14 protein-coding genes are annotated in these 17,266 nt (G+C 71.3%); 8 read left to right on the forward strand and 6 right to left on the reverse strand.

Features of this window, described 5'->3' with window-relative positions; translation table 11 throughout:
• Nucleotides 1–3 precede the first annotated feature (3 nt).
• Nucleotides 4–1,356, forward strand: a complete 1,353-nt coding sequence (locus AB0C12_RS05560; RefSeq protein WP_360544467.1) for a neutral zinc metallopeptidase — start codon at nucleotides 4–6, stop codon at nucleotides 1,354–1,356.
• Nucleotides 1,357–1,400: 44 nt separating this feature from the next.
• On the opposite strand, the gene ctaD is transcribed toward AB0C12_RS05560, so the two are convergent.
• The 5 genes from ctaD to AB0C12_RS05585 form a co-directional block, all read right to left on the reverse strand.
• Complete coding sequence (gene ctaD, locus AB0C12_RS05565) at nucleotides 1,401–3,164, reverse strand: cytochrome c oxidase subunit I (RefSeq protein ID WP_360544469.1); 1,764 nt, start codon at nucleotides 3,162–3,164, stop codon at nucleotides 1,401–1,403.
• Between the two features lie 268 nt (nucleotides 3,165–3,432).
• Nucleotides 3,433–4,251: a SigB/SigF/SigG family RNA polymerase sigma factor gene (locus AB0C12_RS05570; protein WP_360544471.1), complete on the reverse strand. Its 819-nt coding sequence runs from the start codon at nucleotides 4,249–4,251 to the stop codon at nucleotides 3,433–3,435.
• Between the two features lie 426 nt (nucleotides 4,252–4,677).
• Nucleotides 4,678–6,162 carry an MFS transporter gene (locus AB0C12_RS05575; RefSeq protein WP_360544473.1) on the reverse strand — a complete coding sequence of 495 codons (1,485 nt, stop codon included), beginning with the start codon at nucleotides 6,160–6,162 and terminating at the stop codon, nucleotides 4,678–4,680.
• Nucleotides 6,163–6,346: 184 nt separating this feature from the next.
• Complete coding sequence (locus AB0C12_RS05580; RefSeq protein WP_360544475.1) at nucleotides 6,347–7,009, reverse strand: M20/M25/M40 family metallo-hydrolase; 663 nt, start codon at nucleotides 7,007–7,009, stop codon at nucleotides 6,347–6,349.
• A gap of 449 nt (nucleotides 7,010–7,458) precedes the next feature.
• Nucleotides 7,459–9,771, reverse strand: a complete 2,313-nt coding sequence (locus AB0C12_RS05585) for a bifunctional diguanylate cyclase/phosphodiesterase (protein ID WP_360544477.1) — start codon at nucleotides 9,769–9,771, stop codon at nucleotides 7,459–7,461.
• A 335-nt stretch (nucleotides 9,772–10,106) separates the two neighbouring features.
• Here AB0C12_RS05585 and AB0C12_RS05590 point away from each other — a divergent pair, with 335 nt between their 5' ends.
• From AB0C12_RS05590 to AB0C12_RS05605, 4 genes are all read left to right on the forward strand, one after another.
• Nucleotides 10,107–10,820 carry a GAF and ANTAR domain-containing protein gene (locus AB0C12_RS05590; RefSeq protein ID WP_360544479.1) on the forward strand — a complete coding sequence of 238 codons (714 nt, stop codon included), beginning with the start codon at nucleotides 10,107–10,109 and terminating at the stop codon, nucleotides 10,818–10,820.
• Between the two features lie 54 nt (nucleotides 10,821–10,874).
• Complete coding sequence (locus AB0C12_RS05595) at nucleotides 10,875–11,186, forward strand: STAS domain-containing protein (protein ID WP_360544481.1); 312 nt, start codon at nucleotides 10,875–10,877, stop codon at nucleotides 11,184–11,186.
• A 74-nt stretch (nucleotides 11,187–11,260) separates the two neighbouring features.
• Nucleotides 11,261–11,974 carry a GAF and ANTAR domain-containing protein gene (locus AB0C12_RS05600; protein ID WP_360544483.1) on the forward strand — a complete coding sequence of 238 codons (714 nt, stop codon included), beginning with the start codon at nucleotides 11,261–11,263 and terminating at the stop codon, nucleotides 11,972–11,974.
• Nucleotides 11,975–11,993: 19 nt separating this feature from the next.
• The gene (locus tag AB0C12_RS05605) at nucleotides 11,994–13,643 is read left to right on the forward strand and encodes an amidohydrolase (RefSeq protein WP_360544485.1); all 1,650 of its coding nucleotides are present in this window, start codon (nucleotides 11,994–11,996) and stop codon (nucleotides 13,641–13,643) included.
• A gap of 6 nt (nucleotides 13,644–13,649) precedes the next feature.
• Here the strand turns inward: AB0C12_RS05605 and AB0C12_RS05610 are convergent, their stop codons facing one another.
• Nucleotides 13,650–14,417, reverse strand: a complete 768-nt coding sequence (locus tag AB0C12_RS05610; RefSeq protein WP_360544487.1) for a hypothetical protein — start codon at nucleotides 14,415–14,417, stop codon at nucleotides 13,650–13,652.
• A gap of 357 nt (nucleotides 14,418–14,774) precedes the next feature.
• Here AB0C12_RS05610 and AB0C12_RS05615 point away from each other — a divergent pair, with 357 nt between their 5' ends.
• The 3 genes from AB0C12_RS05615 to AB0C12_RS05625 all read left to right on the forward strand — a co-directional run bounded on the left by AB0C12_RS05615 (nucleotide 14,775) and on the right by AB0C12_RS05625 (nucleotide 17,237).
• Nucleotides 14,775–15,482: a laminin G domain-containing protein gene (locus tag AB0C12_RS05615; protein WP_360544489.1), complete on the forward strand. Its 708-nt coding sequence runs from the start codon at nucleotides 14,775–14,777 to the stop codon at nucleotides 15,480–15,482.
• Nucleotides 15,479–16,054 carry a choice-of-anchor C family protein gene (locus AB0C12_RS05620; RefSeq protein ID WP_360544491.1) on the forward strand — a complete coding sequence of 192 codons (576 nt, stop codon included), beginning with the start codon at nucleotides 15,479–15,481 and terminating at the stop codon, nucleotides 16,052–16,054. The genes AB0C12_RS05615 and AB0C12_RS05620 overlap by 4 nt, the downstream gene beginning before the upstream one ends.
• A gap of 169 nt (nucleotides 16,055–16,223) precedes the next feature.
• On the forward strand, nucleotides 16,224–17,237 hold the full coding sequence (locus AB0C12_RS05625; protein WP_360544493.1) for an ABC transporter ATP-binding protein: 1,014 nt from the start codon (nucleotides 16,224–16,226) through the stop codon (nucleotides 17,235–17,237).
• The last annotated feature ends 29 nt before the right edge of the window (nucleotides 17,238–17,266 follow it).

Raw genomic sequence — 17,266 nt, forward strand, 5'->3', positions numbered from 1 at the left:
ACCGTGATCGCGCAGAGACTGGTCCGAGGGCTGCTCGCCGGCGTGCTGGTCGCCGCCGCCTCCGGTTGTGTGGTCGTCTCGTCCGGCGGCACCGAGCCGCGCCGGCCCGTGCCGCCGGGTGGCCTGGGCCGGATGAACAACGCGTCGGCCGACGCGGTGCCCGGGGACGTCGTGACCGGGGCGCTGCGCGACGTCGAGCGCTTCTGGTCGGCCGCCTACCCGCGGGTCGCCGGCGGTGCCGCCTTCACGCCGATCAAGGGCGGCTACCACCCGTACACCCGGTCCGACCCGGCGCCGGCCTGCGGCGGCCAGGCCGCCCAGTATCAGCCGAACGCCTTCTACTGCCCGGCCGGCGACTTCATCGCCTGGGACGCCGAGACGCTGATCCCCCAGCTGTACAGCGATTTCGGCCCGCTGCTCGTCGGCTTCGTCATGGCCCACGAGTACGGGCACGCGATCCAGTCCCGGCTGGGCGTCACCGAACAGCCCACGGTCGTACTGGAGCAGCAGGCCGACTGTTTCGCCGGGGCCTGGACCGCCGACGTGCTGGCCGGCCGGTCGACGGCGTTCACGAGCGTCACCCCGGCCCAGCTCGACAACACGGTCGCCGGGATGTTGCTGCTGCGTGACGAGCCGGGCACCGCGGCACAGAACCCGCAGGCGCACGGCAACGCCTTCGACCGGATCCGGGCCATGCAGGACGGCGTGGAGAAGGGCGTGTCGCTCTGCGCCGGCTACCGGGCGGACAACGTGCCGGTGACCGAGGTGCCCTTCACCACTCAGGAGGAGGCCGCCAGGGGTGGGGACCTGCCGTACGCGGAGGCGGTCGACTCCCTCAGCAAGGACGTCCAGGCGTACTGGGCACGGGTGTTTCCGCAGCTCACCGGCCGGCCCTGGGAGCCGCTGGGGGTGCAGCCGTTCGAGAGCGGCTCGGCGCCGTCCTGCCCGGCCCCGGACTCCTCGGCCGGCGGTGCGGCCTTCTACTGCCCGGACGGCGATTTCGTCGCGTTCGACGACCAGCAGCTCGGTCAGCAGTTGTACCAGCGCATCGGGGACAACGCGGTCGGCATGCTGCTCGGGGATCTCTTCGCCCGGGCGGTCCAGGACCGCCGTGGTGCGCGGACTCAGGACCGGGCGGGCCAGCTCGCGGTGGACTGCTTCGCCGGGGCATGGACGAACGATCTGCTGACCCGTGATCCCGCATCGGGGATCCGGTTGTCGCCCGGCGATCTCGACGAGGCTGTGGCCGCTCTGCTGGCGTTCGGCCGGGCCGGGTCCGAGCAGGAGGCCAGCGCTTTCGACCGGATCGGCGCCTATCGCGGCGGCGTTCTGAAGGGGCTGCCTTCCTGCGGCTGAACAGCACGAGAACCGGCGGTGGGCAAGGAGCCCACCGCCGGGACCTACCGGCCTTCCTCGAGCCGGTGGTCGGTGTCCTCCTGGTACCGGGCGCCGCTGTCGGATTCGCTGCTCAGCGGCCGGGCGCCGCCTTCCGGTGGTCCCGCCGCGGACTGCTCACCGGCGGCCAGCTGAGGGAACTTCGCGTCGAAGGCCGGCCGCTCGGAACGGATCCGCGGCATCTTGTCGAAGTTGCGCAGCGGCGGCGGCGACGAGGTGGCCCACTCCAGGGAGTTGCCGTGGCCCCACGGGTCGTTCGCCGTGACCAGCACCCCCGCCTTGTACGAGTGCCAGACGTTGTACAGGAACGGCAGTGTGGACGCGCCGAGGATGAACGAGCCGATGGTCGAGACGGTGTTGAGGGCGGTGAAGCCGTCGTCCGCGAGGTAGTCGGCGTACCGCCGCGGCATGCCCTCCGCGCCCAGCCAGTGCTGGACCAGGAAGGTGGTGTGGAAGCCGAGGAACGTCAGCCAGAAGTGGATCTTTCCTAGGCGGTCGTCGAGCATCCGGCCGAACATCTTCGGGAACCAGAAGTAGATGCCGGAGAACACCGCGAACACGATCGTGCCGAACAGCACGTAGTGGAAGTGGGCCACGACGAAGTAGCTGTCGTGCACGTGGAAGTCGATCGGCGGGGAGGCCAGCAGCACACCGGTCAGGCCACCGAGCAGGAAGGTCGCCATGAAGCCGATCGCGAACAGCATCGGGGTCTCGAGGCTGACCTGGCCACGCCACATCGTGCCGATCCAGACGAAGAACTTCATGCCCGTGGGCACGGCGATGAGGAAGCTGAGCAGGCTGAAGAACGGCAGCAGCACCTGTCCGGTGGCGAACATGTGGTGCGCCCACACGCTGAACGACAGCATGCCGATGAGGATCGTGGCACCGACCAGGCCCTTGTAGCCGAAGACCGGCTTGCGGCTGAAGACCGGGATGACCTCGGTGACGATGCCGAAGAACGGCAGCGCCACGATGTAGACCTCGGGGTGGCCGAAGAACCAGAACAGGTGCTGCCAGAGCATCGGGCCGCCGGTGTCCACGTCGAACACGTGCGCGCCGAGCACGCGGTCGGCGGCCAGCGCGAACAGCGCCGCGGCCAGGAACGGGAAGACCGCGATGACCAGTAGGCTGGTGATCAGGATGTTCCACGTGAAGATCGGCATCCGGAACATCGTCATGCCCGGCGCCCGCAGCGTCAGGATGGTGGTGATCATGTTGACGCCGCCGAGGATCGTACCCAGGCCGGACAGGGCCAGCCCGACGACCCACATGTTGCCGCCGATGCCGGGTGAATGCAGCGAGGTGCTCAGCGGGGTGTACGCCGTCCAGCCGAAGTCCGCGGCGCCGCCGGGAGTCAGGAACCCCCCGATGGCGATGGTCCCGCCGAACAGGTACAGCCAGTAGGCGAAGGAGTTCAACCGCGGGAAGGCCACGTCCGGGGCGCCGATCTGGATCGGCACCACGAAGTTGGCGAAGGCGAACACGATCGGCGTCGCGAAGAACAGCAGCATGATCGTGCCGTGCATCGTGAACAGCTGGTTGTACTGCTCCGGCGAGAGGAACTGCATGCCCGGGCGGGCCAGCTCGGCCCGCATGAGCAGGGCCATGAAGCCACCGACCAGGAAGAACACGAAGGCGGTGGTCATGTACATGATGCCGATCTGCTTCGCGTCCGTGGTGCGCAGCACGCGGGCCAGCGCGGAACCACGGATCTGACGCCGGACCGGCCACGGCCGGGTCACTACCGGGCGCGGGGTGACAGCAGTCATGCCTTCTCCTCCACCGTACGGATGACGGCGGCCTACCCACCTACGGCGGCTTCTAACCGGCGACCACGAATCGGCGGGTTTGAATCCGGCGAGCCGGGGAAGGAGCGCTGCTTCCCGTGGCCGGAAGGGTCGGAGCTGCGCGACGAACGGGGTCGCCGGGTGCCGGCGGAGATCGAGCGTGGACTGTCCCGGCAGGACCCCGTCGCTGTGGTGATCGCGGTGGTGCCGGCCCGGCGCCGGAGCAGCCGGGCCCGTCGCTGAGGTGGGCTCAGCAGGCGTCGGGGCCGAGCCGGGTCCGCAGCTTGAGCAGCGCGGCCGACAGCAGCCGCGACACGTGCATCTGCGACACCCCGATCTGAGTGGCGATCTGGGTCTGCGTCTGGTTGCCGAAGAAGCGCAGCGTCACGATGGTCCGCTCGCGCTCCGTGAGGCACTTCATCGCGGGTCCCAGACTCAGGTGCAGCTCGGTACGGGCGTAGTCGTCGTCCTCGGCGCCCAGGGTGTCGCCGAGCTCCAGCGTGCCGCTCTCGGTACCGACCGGCGTGGAGAGCGAGGTCGTGCTGTACGCGCGGGCGCCCTCCAGGCCTTCGAGCACCGCCTCCTCGCTGACCTTGAGGTAGGTGGCGATGTCGGCGACCGTGGGAGCCCGCCCGAGGCTGTGCGCCAGGACCGTACCGGCGTCACTGATCGCCATCCGCATCTCCTGGAGCCGCCGCGGGACCCGGATGGCCCACGCGCGGTCGCGGAAGTGCCGCTTGATCTCGCCGAGAATGGTGGGGATCGCGAAGACCGTGAAGTCGACGCCGACCTCGGCGTCGAACCGGTCGATCGCCTTGATCAGGCCGACGGTCGCGGCCTGGACCAGGTCGTCCAGCGGCTCGCCGCGACCGGCGTAGCGGCGGGCGAGGCGCCGGGTCATCGGCAGCCAGGCCTCGATGGTCTCGTCCCGCAGCCGCGGGCGGGCCGGGTCGCCCTGCGGGGTCCGCGCCAGGGCCGCGATCAGCTCCACGCCCCGCTCCTCCGTCGCGGCGTCGCCGTAGTCGGACGGGCGACGGGACTGGATCGGCCTCGTGGCAGGTGCGTACATGATGGTTCCTCTTCTCGAACGCTGAGTCGGGGGCGTCCGTTGCCGGATCGCCCGCGGACTGCCGCGGCGGAGGAACACATCTGCACGTCAAGAGGCGTGAGGTTCGCACCGCGACAGAGACATCGCATGGTGGTGATCTCGGCGCCTTCTTGACCGATGCAGTAGACCGTAGCCGAAGAGTGGAGCTATGACTAGCCGAAAGTATGAGTCATTCTGGCGAGTCGGCCGAGAAGCGCTCATCCGTAGGTAGCCGGTCACTCCGATCGAGGGAAGATGTGATGAATCTGAGCTTTCTTCGCCCCTCGTCGACCGTCCCGGCCGGCCCTGGAGGAGCCGCCGGCTCCGCCGCCCCCTGGTACGCGCAGACAATTGCCCGGTCACCCCCCTCGGGGTGACCGGGCAATTGCTTGTCGGAGCGCGGGACGGTCAGCCGGTCGCGCGCGGCCGGGAGGTGACCGCGGACAGCGGCGCGGCGACGTCCTCCAGGGACTTACCCTCCGCGTCGATGCCCAGGAAGATCTCGACGATGCCGCCGATGATCATCACGCCCGCGCCGATCAGGTAGCCGATCAGCAATTTGCCGGGGTCACCCTCGCCGATCAGGTAGCCGTAGAAGACCGGTCCGATCGCGCCGAAGCACTGGGCGATGGCGAAGAAAACCGCGATGGCCTGGGCCCGGATCTCCAGCGGGAAGATCTCGCTGACGGTCAGGTACGCCGAGCTGGCCCCGGCCGACGCGAAGAAGAAGATCACACTCCACGCGACGGTCTGGGTGATCGCGTTCAACACCCCGGCGTTGAACAGGAACGCGGTGATCGCCAGCAGCACACCGGAGAGCAGATAGGTGCCGGCGATCATCTTGCGCCGCCCGATCACGTCGAAGAGGTGCCCGATGGTCAGCGGACCGATCAGGTTGCCCAGCGCGAACGCGATCAGGTAGAGCGGCGCGTCCTCCTTGTCGACGCCGTAGATGTCGGTCAGCACCAGGGTGTAGGTGAAGAAGATCGCGTTGTAGAGGAACGACTGGGTGATCATCAGCGTGGCGCCCAGGATCGACCGGGACGGGTACTGCTTGAAGAGCACCCGCAGCAGCGACAGGTAGCCGTGCGCCTTGGCCGGCTGGATCTCGATGGCCTTGGACTCGTCCACCGGCGCCAGCCGCTGCCCGGCCTTCTCCGCCTCGTGCTCGATGATCTTGATGTTGTCCTCGGCCTCGGCCTCCCGCCCGTGCATGATGAGCCAGCGCGGGCTCTCCGGCAGATGCCGGCGCATGTTCCAGATCAGCGCGCCCAGGACCGGGCCGATCAGGAAGCCGATCCGCCAGCCGATGTTCAGGTCGACCTGGTTGAGCAGCACGAAGGTGCCCAGCGTGCCGATGATCGCGCCGCCCCAGTAGGTGCCGTTGACGCCGATGTCGACCCGGCCGCGGTACTTGGCCGGCATCATCTCGTCGATGGCGGAGTTGATCGCGGCGTACTCACCGCCGATACCGGCCCCGGCTATGAATCTGGTCAGGTACAGGAAGATCAGTGCGAGGGTGCTGTTGCCCCAGGTCAGCGCGGTGAGAGCGTTGCCGGCGAGGTAGACGCCGAGGGTGACGACGAACAGGTTCTTGCGGCCGAGCGCGTCGGAGAGCCGGCCGAAGAACAGCGCGCCGAACACCTCACCGAGCAGGTAGACCGTGGCGATGGCGCCGACCTCGGTGGTGCTCAGGCCGAGGGTGGCCTGGTCGGTGAGCACCGGGCCGATGGCACCGGCGATGGTGATCTCGATGCCGTCGAGGACCCACGCCGTGCCGAGCGCCATGACCATGCGGGTGTGGAACGGGGACCAGTTGAGCCGGTCGATGCGAGCCGGGATCAGGCTGCGGATGGTGCCCGTGCCGGGCGCCGAGCCGAGGGACTGGGCCATTTGTGCCCCTCCATTTCCGAGACGTGTGGCCCGGAATACCCAGCGATCTCACAGTCAGCCATCAGTTAATGAAGATCTTTTCGGTCCGTTCAGGGCCGCGGCGAGGTCCTGGTCCACGAGCGTTCGCCGCGCCGGGAGGTTGCCGCGACGCCGGATTCCCCTCCTCCGTCCGCCTACACCCCGCTCAGGCCAGGCGCTGCCACAGGTACGCGAGCGTCGCCGCACCGTTGACCGGCATCTCGATGGACACCCGCTCGTCGCTGTCGTGCCAGCGGTCCTCCGGCAGGCCGGTGCCGAAGAACATGACCGGGCAACCCAGCTCGCGGGCCAACAGCTCGGCCGGGCCGCCGCCGGCGTTGCCCATCCGGCCGGCCGGTACGCCGAAGCCGTCCTCGACCGCAGCCACCAGCGCTTCGAGCGCCGGCAGGTCCTGCGGGGTCTCGTACGGCTCCTGCATCGTCTCCTCGGCCACCGTCAGCCGGTGGTCGACGGCCTCACTGATGGTCTCGGCGACCCAGCGCCGCAGCTGCTCGGCCACGTCGGCGCACCGCTGACCGGTCACCGTACGGATGCTGATGGTCGCCGAGGCCACCGCGGGGATCGCCGAGCGGGTGACGCCGACCGGGTCGCCGGCGACCATGGTGATGATCTCCGCCGCGGGCCGGGTCCAGAGCTTCTCCAGCACGGTGTAGCCGGCCTCGCCCGTGACGCTGCGGGTCTCCGAGCGTTCCAGCCAGTCCTGCTCGGTGAACGGCAGGGCGGCGAGCTCGGCGCGGCGGCGCGGGGTGGTCGGCCCGCCAGGTGAGGGTGTCGGAAAAAAGCACGAGGTCGGCGACCAGCCGCGCACGGTGCTCCTCGATCAGAGCGGCGAGGTGGGTCGAGCCGGCATCCTCCTCCCCCTCGACGAGGAGCTCCTTGGCGTCGGAGGTGCCGCGCCTGTAGACCCGGCCGTCGCGCGCCACCGGCTCGAACGGTGCCGTCTCCTCCCAGAGCTCGTCCTTGGCCGCCCGCACGTCGTGGTGGCTGTAGATCAGCACGGTGGGTGCGCCCGGGGCGGCGCGCCACTCGGCGTAGACCGCCGGGGCGCCCTCGACCGGCCGGACCTCCACGGTGGGGAATCCGGTGCTGCGCAGGGCGGCGGCCAGCCAGTTGGCCGACCGGAGCAGATCCGGCACTCCGGCCACCGAACGCAGGCGAGCCCACTCGATGAGCTCATCGACCAGGACGTCGCGGCGCTCGCGGAGGAATGTCTGGATCAAGCTCGTCATGGCGGGCGCCTACCCCGGTGACACAGACTCATGCACCGACCGGGAACGCCGCGGCGAGCCGAGCCGCGGCCAGGACCTCGGACGTCTCGGCGGCGCCGATCGGACGCCCGAAGTGGTAGCCCTGGCCCTTGTCGCAGCCGAGCTCGCGCAGGACGGCGACCTGGGCCGGGGTCTCGACACCCTCGGCCACCGCGGCCAGCCCCAGATTGTGGGCCAGATCGACGATGGTCCGGACGAACGACAGCTGCCGCTCGGCCGCGCCGGACCCGTCCGCCGGCAGGAACGACCGGTCGATCTTGAGGATGTCGATGGGCAGGTCGCGCAGGTAGGCCAGCGACGAGTAGCCGGTGCCGAAGTCGTCGACCGCGACCCGGACGCCCTGCCGGCGTAACGCGGTGAGCTGGGCGATGGTCCGGTCGTCCCGGTTCGCGGCACCGACCAGCATGCCCTCGGTGATCTCCAGGATCAGCGCGCTGGGCGGCAACCCGGAGTCCCGCAGCGCCCGGTCGACCGTCGCGGCGTAGCCGGGCTCCATGAGCTGCCGGGGAGAGACGTTGACGGTCACCGCCGTACCGTGCTGCCGGTGCCAGCCGGCGGCGTCCCGGCAGGCCTGCCGCAGCACCCGCTCGCCGAGGGCGACGATGAGCCCGCTGTCCTCGGCGGCCGGGATGAACCGGTCCGGGCCGACGAGCTCGCCCGGCCGGGGGAACCAGCGCACCAGCGCCTCGACCGCGTCGAAACCGCCGGTGCTCAGCGTGACGATCGGCTGGTAGTACACGGTGAACTGCTCGGTGGTGAGGGCGGCGCGCAGCCGGTCGATCAGCTCGGTGCGCTCCACCTGCCGCTCGCGCAGGCCGGCGTCGTAGGTCACCGCCCGGTCCCGGCCCGCGGCCTTGGCCTCGTACAGGGCCAGGTCGGCGTCGCTGAGGGCGTCGGTGCCGCCGGCCGGGGCGGCCGGACGGCGTACCCCGATGCTGATCGTCACGTGCAGGCGGTGACCGTGGATGTCGGCGGGCCGCCGTACCGCGGCCAGGATGTCCGCACACCGGTTGTCGACCGCCTCGGCGTCACCGCACGGCATCAGGACGGCGAACTCGTCGCCACCGAGGCGGGCGAGCAGCGCGTCGGGGCCGACGGTGTGCCGCAGCCGCTGCCCGAGGGCGACCAGCAGCGCGTCCCCGATCGGGTGACCCAGGCTCTCGTTGATGTGCTTGAAACCGTCGACGTCCAGCAGCAACAGGCAGCCGGGATCGTCGTGGTGCGCCCGGGCGCGCAGCTCACGGTCCAGGTACAGGCGGTTGGGCAGGCCGGTCAGCGGATCGTGCAGGGCGAGGTGGCTCATCTCCCGTTGCAGCGTGGCCTGGTACTCCACGGCCTCCTGCAGGTCGTCCGCGCGCCGCCGGGCCAGGGCACTGGCGCGGGTCAGGCGGGCGATGAGCAGGACGGAGGTGACCGCGGTGGCGCCGAGCGGCAGGAAGACGTCGATGACGTCGAGCTCTCCCTCGGCGATGTCCTGCACCAGGGCGTAGCTGGTGGCCGCCGGGCCGATCAGCACGACAGCCAGCAGACCGGCCATGGTCCACCGGCCGTTGCCCGGCAGGCGGCTCTCGTCGGCGCGGGGCTCGACGGCCATGGACGGGTGCAGGGCGGCCGCGCCGAGCAGCACCAGGAACATCAGCCAGCCGGCGGCGCTGAAGGCCGATCCGGCCCACCGGCCGCCGGCCATCACGGCGACGATGTAGGCCACGTCCGCGGCCAGGACCACGGCGACGGCCAGCACGAGGAACTGCTGGGCGCGGCTCAGCGCCCGCGTGGTGAAGCGCAGCCGGACCACCATGGTGAGAACGAGCAGGTCCAGGAACGGGTAGGCGAGCACGGCGGCACCGGCCGACCAGTCGTCGCGGTCGTTCATCAACGGGTCCAGCAGGAAGACCCAGGCGAGCACGATCGCCGTGCAGGCCACGATGCCCGCCTCGGTCATGCCCGCCAGCGCCGCACCCCGGCGCCGGGATGCCGACAGGGCCGCCACGGCGGCGGCGACCAGCAGGTACATCGAGAAGTAGACGACATCGGTCCAGGTGACCACCGCGTTCAGCACGGTGGCCGGCTGCTGGAGGACCCACCGGCTGTGCGCGACCGCGCCGCAACCCATGCCGGCGGCCAGCAGCCACCAGCCCAGCGGGCGCGCGGGCCGGTGCTGCCGGACGCCGGTGACCACGGCACCGACGACGGCCAGGCACAGCAGCGCGTAGGCGGCCTCACGGCCGGCGGGCGCGGCGAACGTGGCGGCGGCCGCCACGACGCTGCCGGCCAGCAGGAAGCCCTGCCAGGCCCTGAGCACGCGTTGCGCACCCGGACCCGTTCGGCGGTGGCTTCCCGATCCGCTGCGCGCAGCCACCATGTCACCCGCCCCCGCTTCGCCGGCCGACCTACCGAGAGGTCATTTTCTACCGGCCGGGGTGCGGGCGGGTTGCGATCGCCAGGATCCCTCGGAGCAGACCGGGAAGTCCGACGGTTAACGCCGGCGGATCGGGGTATGCGCCCCGCCTGTCGTTGCCGGGGGCCCGGCGGCGGAAGCCTGTGTCCGCCAGGGGCAGGGTCCGGCCACTGCCCCGGCCGGCAGTTCCGCCATCGATGCCCAGGTCACCGGCCGGGTGGACAGGAAGTACGCCGTAGATGTCACCGGACCGGTTGGATCCCACAGCCGCCTTCGCTGAGCTGGGCCGCATCAACCTCGCCGAGAACGACCTGCAGGGGGTGCTGTCGCGGGTCGCCGAGCTGGCGCGGCGCACCGTCCCCGGGGCCGACGAGGTCTCCGTCACCATGGTCCGCGGATCGACCGCCGAGACCGCCGCCCACACCGGGCACCTGGCGCTGACCCTGGACGAATGGCAGTACCAGCGCGGGATCGGGCCGTGCCTGGAAGCCGCCGCCGCGCAGGCGACCGTCTCGGTGCCCGACCTCGCCGGCGAGGCGCGCTGGCCGGACTGGGCGAAGCATGCGGTGGCGGCCGGGGCCCGCAGCTCCCTGTCGATCGGACTGCCGATCGAGGAGCAGATCGACGGCGCGCTCAATCTCTACGGCGTCACGGACGCGGCCTTCGACGACGACGCGGTGGTCCTGGCCCAGACCTTCGCCGGCTACGCGGCGGTCGCCCTGGCCAACGCCAACCTGTACGGCGTCACGGTCCGGCTGGCCCACCAGCTGCAGACCGCGATGGCCGGCCGGGCCGTGATCGAGCAGGCCAAGGGCATCGTCATGGGCCGCCGCCGGTGCACGGCCGACGAGGCGTTCCAGGTCCTCACCAAGATCTCCCAGGATTCCCACCGCAAGCTGCGCGACGTCGCCACCGCGCTGGTCGCCCGGGCCGGAGGTGGCGGCGATCGGTGATCCGCGACAATGGGTGCCGGACGGACAGCCGTGCGAGGACAGAGCGGAGCTGACATGGCATTCGACTGCACCGTGGAACGCCAGGGTGACACCGTCGTGGTCACCCCCGAGGGTGACATCGACCTGGAGACCGCGACCTACCTGCGCGAGGTGCTGCGGCAGGTGGTGGCGGACAAGCAGGACGGCCGCATCGAGGTCGACATGCACGCCGTGACGTTCCTGGACTCCTCCGGCATCGGCATGCTGGTCGCCGCCCGCCGGGCCGCCGAGCTCAAGGGCATCACGCTGCGCCTGCGCGAGCCCGGCCCGATGGTCCGGATGGTGCTCGAGGTGGCGAACCTGGACGGTCTGCTCATCGGCGCCTGAGCGGGACAGCGGCGTGTAACCCGGCGAAGGCCGGGTACACCGGCGTTCCCCGCGCAGAGCTTGGAGATGTAGTAGTGACCCGATCGCAGCCCCGCGGCAGGCTGGCCGACGCCCTGATCGACCTGGCGGGCACGGCCGACGATGACTCCACCGTCGGCGGGCGGCTGAGCACGATCGTCCAGCTCGCCGCCGACATGCTGGACGCGGTGGCTTTCGCCTCGGTGACCTGCCAGGGCGAGAGCGGATACAGCACGGTGGCGGTGAGCAGCGAGCTCGCCCTGGCCGTCGACGAGGCCCAGTACAGCGACAAGGCGGGGCCCTGCCTCGACGCCCTGGACGGTGGCTCCCCCACCAGCGTGCCGCGGATCGACGCGACGATGATCTGGCCCGCCTTCCGCAACGCGGCGTACAAGCTCGGGCTCCGCTCGTCGCTGTCCATCCCGCTGTTCGCCGGGCGCGGACTGCCGGTGGCGGCGCTCAACCTCTACGGTCACGACCCGGCCGCCATGGCGCCGCTGAGCGCGGCGGTCCTGTCCGCCTACGACGACGCACCGGAGGGACGTCCGCCCGGCCCGGCCGAGGATCTCTGCCCCGGCGCGCAGGACCTGATCGCCGGGCTCGTCGGCGCCTTCGCCGTCCGGGCCACGATCCAGCAGGCGATCGGCATGATCATCTCCGATCGGCAGACGAACGCGGACCTGGCGTACGCGCTGCTGCGGTCCCAGGCCGCCGAGACGACGGGTTCACTCATCGAGGCCGCCACGACAGTCGTCGCCGACGGCCGGTGAACGTGGCAGTCTGGCCACCGTGGACACCACCGGCACCGCTGATCTGATCTTCACGGGCGGGCCGGTCTTCACCGGCGATCCCGGCCGCGGCCCCGAGACCGCCCTCGCTGTGCGCGGCGACCGGATCCTCGCCGTCGGCGGCGCCGAGGTCACCGAGCTCGCCGGGCCGCGCACCGAGGTGGTCGATCTGCGTGGGCGGATGCTGCTGCCCGGTTTCCAGGACGCCCACGTGCACGCGGTGATGGGCGGCGTGGAGCTGGGCCAGTGCGACCTGACCGGCACGACGGAGCTCACCGACTATCTCGCCCGGATCGACGCGTACGCCCGGACCCACCCGGACGAGTCCTGGATCGTCGGCGGCGGCTGGTCGATGGAGAGCTTCCCGGGCGGTGTGCCCGGCCGCGAGCTGCTGGACGCGGTGGCCGGCGACCGGCCGGTGTACCTCACCAACCGCGATCACCACGGGGCCTGGGTCAACAGCAAGGCGCTCGCCCTGGCCGGGATCACCGCCGCCACCCCGGACCCGGTCGACGGCCGGATCGACCGCGAGCCCGGCGGCGCCCCGAGCGGCGGCCTCCAGGAGGGCGCGATGTCACTGGTCGCGGCGGTCGTCCCGGCGGTGACCCCGGCGCAACGGCTCGCCGGTCTGCTCCGGGCCCAGCGGCTGCTGCACGAGCTCGGGATCACCGCCTGGCAGGACGCGATGCTGTGCGCGACCAACGGCTATCCCGACATCTCCGACGCCTACCGCACGGCGGCCACCGACGGTTCGCTGCTCTCGACCGTCGTCGGCGCGCTCTGGTGGGACCGCGAGCGGGACGCCGGCCAGCTCCCCGAGCTCGTGGCGAAGCGGGCGGAGCTCAGCGTCGGGCGGCTGCGCTGCGGCTCGGTGAAGTTCATGCTCGACGGGGTCGCCGAGAACTTCACCGCGGCGATGACCACCCCCTACCGTGACGGGCACGGCTGCGCGACCACGAACAGCGGCCTGTCGTTCATCGATCCGGTCGCGTTGCGCGGCTACGTCACGGCGGTGGACGCGCTGGACTTTCAACCCCACTTCCACGCGCTCGGCGACCGGGCCGTCCGCGAGGCCCTGGACGCGATCGCCGCCGCCCGGGCCGCCAACGGCCGGCGGGACACCCGGCCGCACCTGGCCCATCTGCAGGTGGTGCACCCGCAGGACGTGCCGCGCTTCCGGTCGCTGGGGGCCACCGCGACCATCCAGGCGCTGTGGGCGACCCACGAGCCGCAGATGGACGAGCTGACGCTGCCGTTCCTGGACCCGGAGCCGGCCGGGTGGCAGTACCCGTTCGGCGACCTGCACCGCGCCGGCGCGACCCTGGCCGCGGGCAGTGACTGGCCGGTCAGCAGCCCCGATCCGTTGCGGGGCATCCATGTGGCGGTCAACCGGGCGCTGCCGGGCAGCGGCGCCGAGGCGTTCCTGCCCGGGCAGCGGCTCGAGCTGGCGACGGCGCTGCGGGCGTACACGTCGGGGTCGGCCTTTGTGAATCACCGGGACGACACCGGCACGCTGCGGGCCGGCCATCAGGCCGACCTGGTGGTGCTGGACCGCGATGTCTTCGCGGGGCCGCCGCAGGCGATCGCGGAGGCCCGGGTGGCGCTGACCTACATCCGGGGCGAACGCGTGCACGCCGCCCCGGACGCGTGAGAAACCTCAGCGCTCGCTCGGCACCGGCTCGGCCTCGGCGTGCTCGGCGCCCTCCGGCTGGACCTCGACGGTGTCTTCCACCGGCTGGCGCTGCGCGGGAACGGCCACCTCGGCGCTGGAGCCGTGCCGCCCGGCCGACTCGTCCGGCACCGGCAGCTCGCCGATGACCTGCGGCTGGTCCACCCACAGGGCGCGCAGCTGGCCCTGCATGAAGGTCATGAGGCGGCCGCGGTACTCCCGGTCGAACTGCTCGAGCGCCTCGATCTGCTCCTGCAGCGCCTCCCGCTTGACGCCGAGGCTGCCGACCACGTCGTCGTAGCGCTGCTTGGCCTGCAGGTTGAGCTGCTCGGCGTTGGCCTTGGCCTCGGCCGCGATGCCGTCGGCCCGCGCCTGCGCCTCGAGCACGATCTGCTCGGCGTTGCGGCGGGCCTCCTCGGCGGCCGCGCGGGCGTCCTGGCCGATCTGCTCGGCGCCGGCCCGGGCGTCGTAGAGCACCTTGTCGGCCTCGCGGCGCACGTTGTGCGCGTGGATCTGGGCGTCGCGGGCGATGTTCTCCGCCGCGGCCAGCGCCTCCGTACGGATCTTGTCGGCCTCCTGGTGGGCCTTGGCGACGTAGTCCTCGGCGGTGCGCTGGGCCATGGTCAGCACCTGGAGGGCCTGGCTCGGCAGTCCCGGCACGGGTGTGGGCGAGACCAGCGCGTGCTCGGAGGTCGCGCCGTCGGGCGACGTCCCGAGCATGACCTTGACGCGATCCTTCATCCGGTTGTCAGTCACAGGAGACCTCCGTACGTGCGGCTTCACCGCGGCGGCTTCGGTCGACGGAGCCCCTGCCCGGAGGCGGGAGCGGACACGGTCGACGCGGCTGTCGGCCCCGGCGTACCGGCCGGAACGCTGGCCATGATCGGCGGCATGTTACCAACTTGAACAGGCGGAACGCGAGAAGCCGTTCAGCGGGAGCCGTCGGCCGTTCGGACCGGTCCGGACCGAGAAACGCCTGCTCGTACGGGGTGCGCAGGGCCGTCGCCGAACGGCCCGGACAATCACGCCAGGGCGATTTCGTCGTTATTATGCCGTTGATCCTATTAATGCTGTTTAGCATGGTCCTCACCTGCCGGCAAGCGTGAGGATGCCATGAGAAGTCGCCGCTCGTTGACCGTCTTTCTGACGGTCGGAACTGTTCTGCTGGCCACCGCGGCGACCGCTGACGCCTCCTCCGACCGGCCGGTCGCCATCTGGGAGATGAACGAGCATTCCGGCGCCCGGACCATGACCGACAGCAGCGGCCGCGGGCTGCACGGCCGGATCGGCGGCGAGGTACGGATCGACACCCGCGTCAACGGCGCCACCGGCTACCGCTTCGACCGGCTGGAGCCCGACTCCCCGCCGACCCACCCGGGTCATCTGGTCACCGTGCGCGACTCGGACGCCCTCGACCCCGGCACGCGCGACTTCGCCGTGACGGTCCGGCTCCGTACGACCCACAAGTTCGGCAACATCATCCAGAAGGGCCAGGCGACGGTCTCCGGCGGCAACTTCAAACTCCAGATCCCCAGCGGCATCGTCGAGTGCCTGTTCCGCGGCTCGTCCCGCTCCCTGGCGGTGTCATCGCCGCGCCGCCTCAACGACGGCCGCTGGCACACCGTGCGCTGCGCCCGTACGGGCGACGGGGTGACGCTGGTCGTGGACGGCGCGACAGTGGCGCGCAGCGCGGGCTGGACCGGCCGGATCGCGAACTCCTGGCCGGTGAGCATCGGCGGCAAGACCGACTGCGACCAGATCGACGTGGGCTGCGACTACTACGCCGGCGATCTGGACTACGTAGAGATCGACGCACGATGATGCGCGCATGGTGCCGTACCGCCGTCGTGGCTGGTGTCCTGGCCTGGGTGGCCGCACCGGCATCGGCCGCACCCGGCCGGCCGGCCGACGGCTTCGAGCAGCCCGTCGTCCCACCCGGCACCTACGTCACGCGCACCGCGGGCGAGACGTTCGGCCGGTGGACGGTCACCCGCGGCAGCATCGACCAGATCGGTCGCGGCTACTGGCAGGCCGCCGACAGCCGGCAGTCGATCGACCTCAACGGACGGTCCGCGGGCACGATCCGCACGACGGCGGCCACCCAGCCGTCGGTCCGCTACCGGCTCAGCTACTTCCTGGCCGGCAACCCGGCCGGCGGCCCGGTGGTCAAGACCGGCCAGGTCCTGATCAACGGTACGGTCCGGCAGAAGTTCACCTTCGACACCACGGGCCGGACGTTCGCGGCGATGGGCTATGTCCGCCGGAGTTTCGTCTTCGTCGGCACCGGCAGCCCGGTCACGATCGACTTCGCCAGCACCTCGGGCCCGACGGCGTACGGGCCGGTCATCGACAAGACCTCGGCTGTCCGCTGCCTGACCGTCGCCTGCACCTGAGGCGGCAGCCGATCGAGGGATGTCCGGCCGAGCTCCACGACAGCTACCCGGACCGGGGCCCGCCGTGCACTGATCCGCGGCGGGCGGGCTGATCAAGCCTTGTGCTCCGCACCCCGACGCCATAGTTTTCCCGCAACGGCGGAATTTCCTCCAGCCACCGGGGGCCTGCGTGGACACTGCTCCGGCGATCACCCTGACCGGCCTGCACAAGGCCTTCGGCAGCACCGTCGCGGTCGTCGGACTCGATCTGACGATCGCCGACGGTGAGTTCTTCTCCATGCTGGGCCCGTCCGGGTCGGGCAAGACCACGGTGCTGCGGATGATCGCCGGCTTCGAGCGGCCCACCGCCGGGCGGGTCCTGCTCGGCGGTGTGGACGTCACCGGCGCCGCGCCGTTCCAGCGTGACGTCAGCACGGTGTTCCAGGACTACGCGCTCTTCCCGCACCTGTCCGTACGCCAGAACGTCGAGTACGGGCTGGCGGTACGCAAGGTCGGCCGGGCCGAACGCCGCGAGCGGGCCGAGCAGGCGCTGGCCGGCGTACGGATGACCGGCTTCGGCGACCGCAAGCCCGGCCGGCTCTCCGGTGGGCAGCGCCAGCGGGTCGCCCTGGCCCGCGCGCTGGTGGTGCGGCCCAAGGTGCTGCTGCTGGACGAGCCGCTGGGCGCGCTGGACCTCCAGTTGCGTCAGCAGATGCAGGTCGAGCTGAAGCAGTTGCAGCGCGAGGCCGGCATCACCTTCGTCTTCGTCACCCACGACCAGGAGGAGGCGCTGACCATGAGCGACCGGATCGCCGTGTTCGAGCACGGCCGGGTCGCCCAGGTCGGCACCGCCGCGGAGATCTACGAGCGGCCACGCACCCAATTCGTGGCCGGCTTCGTCGGCACGTCGACCGTCCTCAGCGGACCCGCCGCCGTCGAGCTGCTCGGCCGCGACGGCACGTTCGTGGTGCGCCCGGAACGGGTCCGGCTCTCGCGTACCGGCCCGGGACTGGCCGGCACCATCGCCGAGGTGGTCTATCTCGGCGCGACCACCCGCTACCTGGTCGACCTCGAGGCCGGGCCGCGGATCACCGCGAGCGAGGCCAACACCGGCGCCGGCGCCGCGTCGGCCGTGCAGCGCCGCGGCGAGCGCGTCCTCGTCAGCATCCGCGGCGGCGACGTCGCGACCCTGGAGACCCCCTGATCCCACTCCCCGCTGCGAAGGGTTCGGCC

The organism is Actinoplanes sp. NPDC048967 (assembly GCF_040649415.1).
Taxonomy (GTDB): domain Bacteria; phylum Actinomycetota; class Actinomycetes; order Mycobacteriales; family Micromonosporaceae; genus Actinoplanes.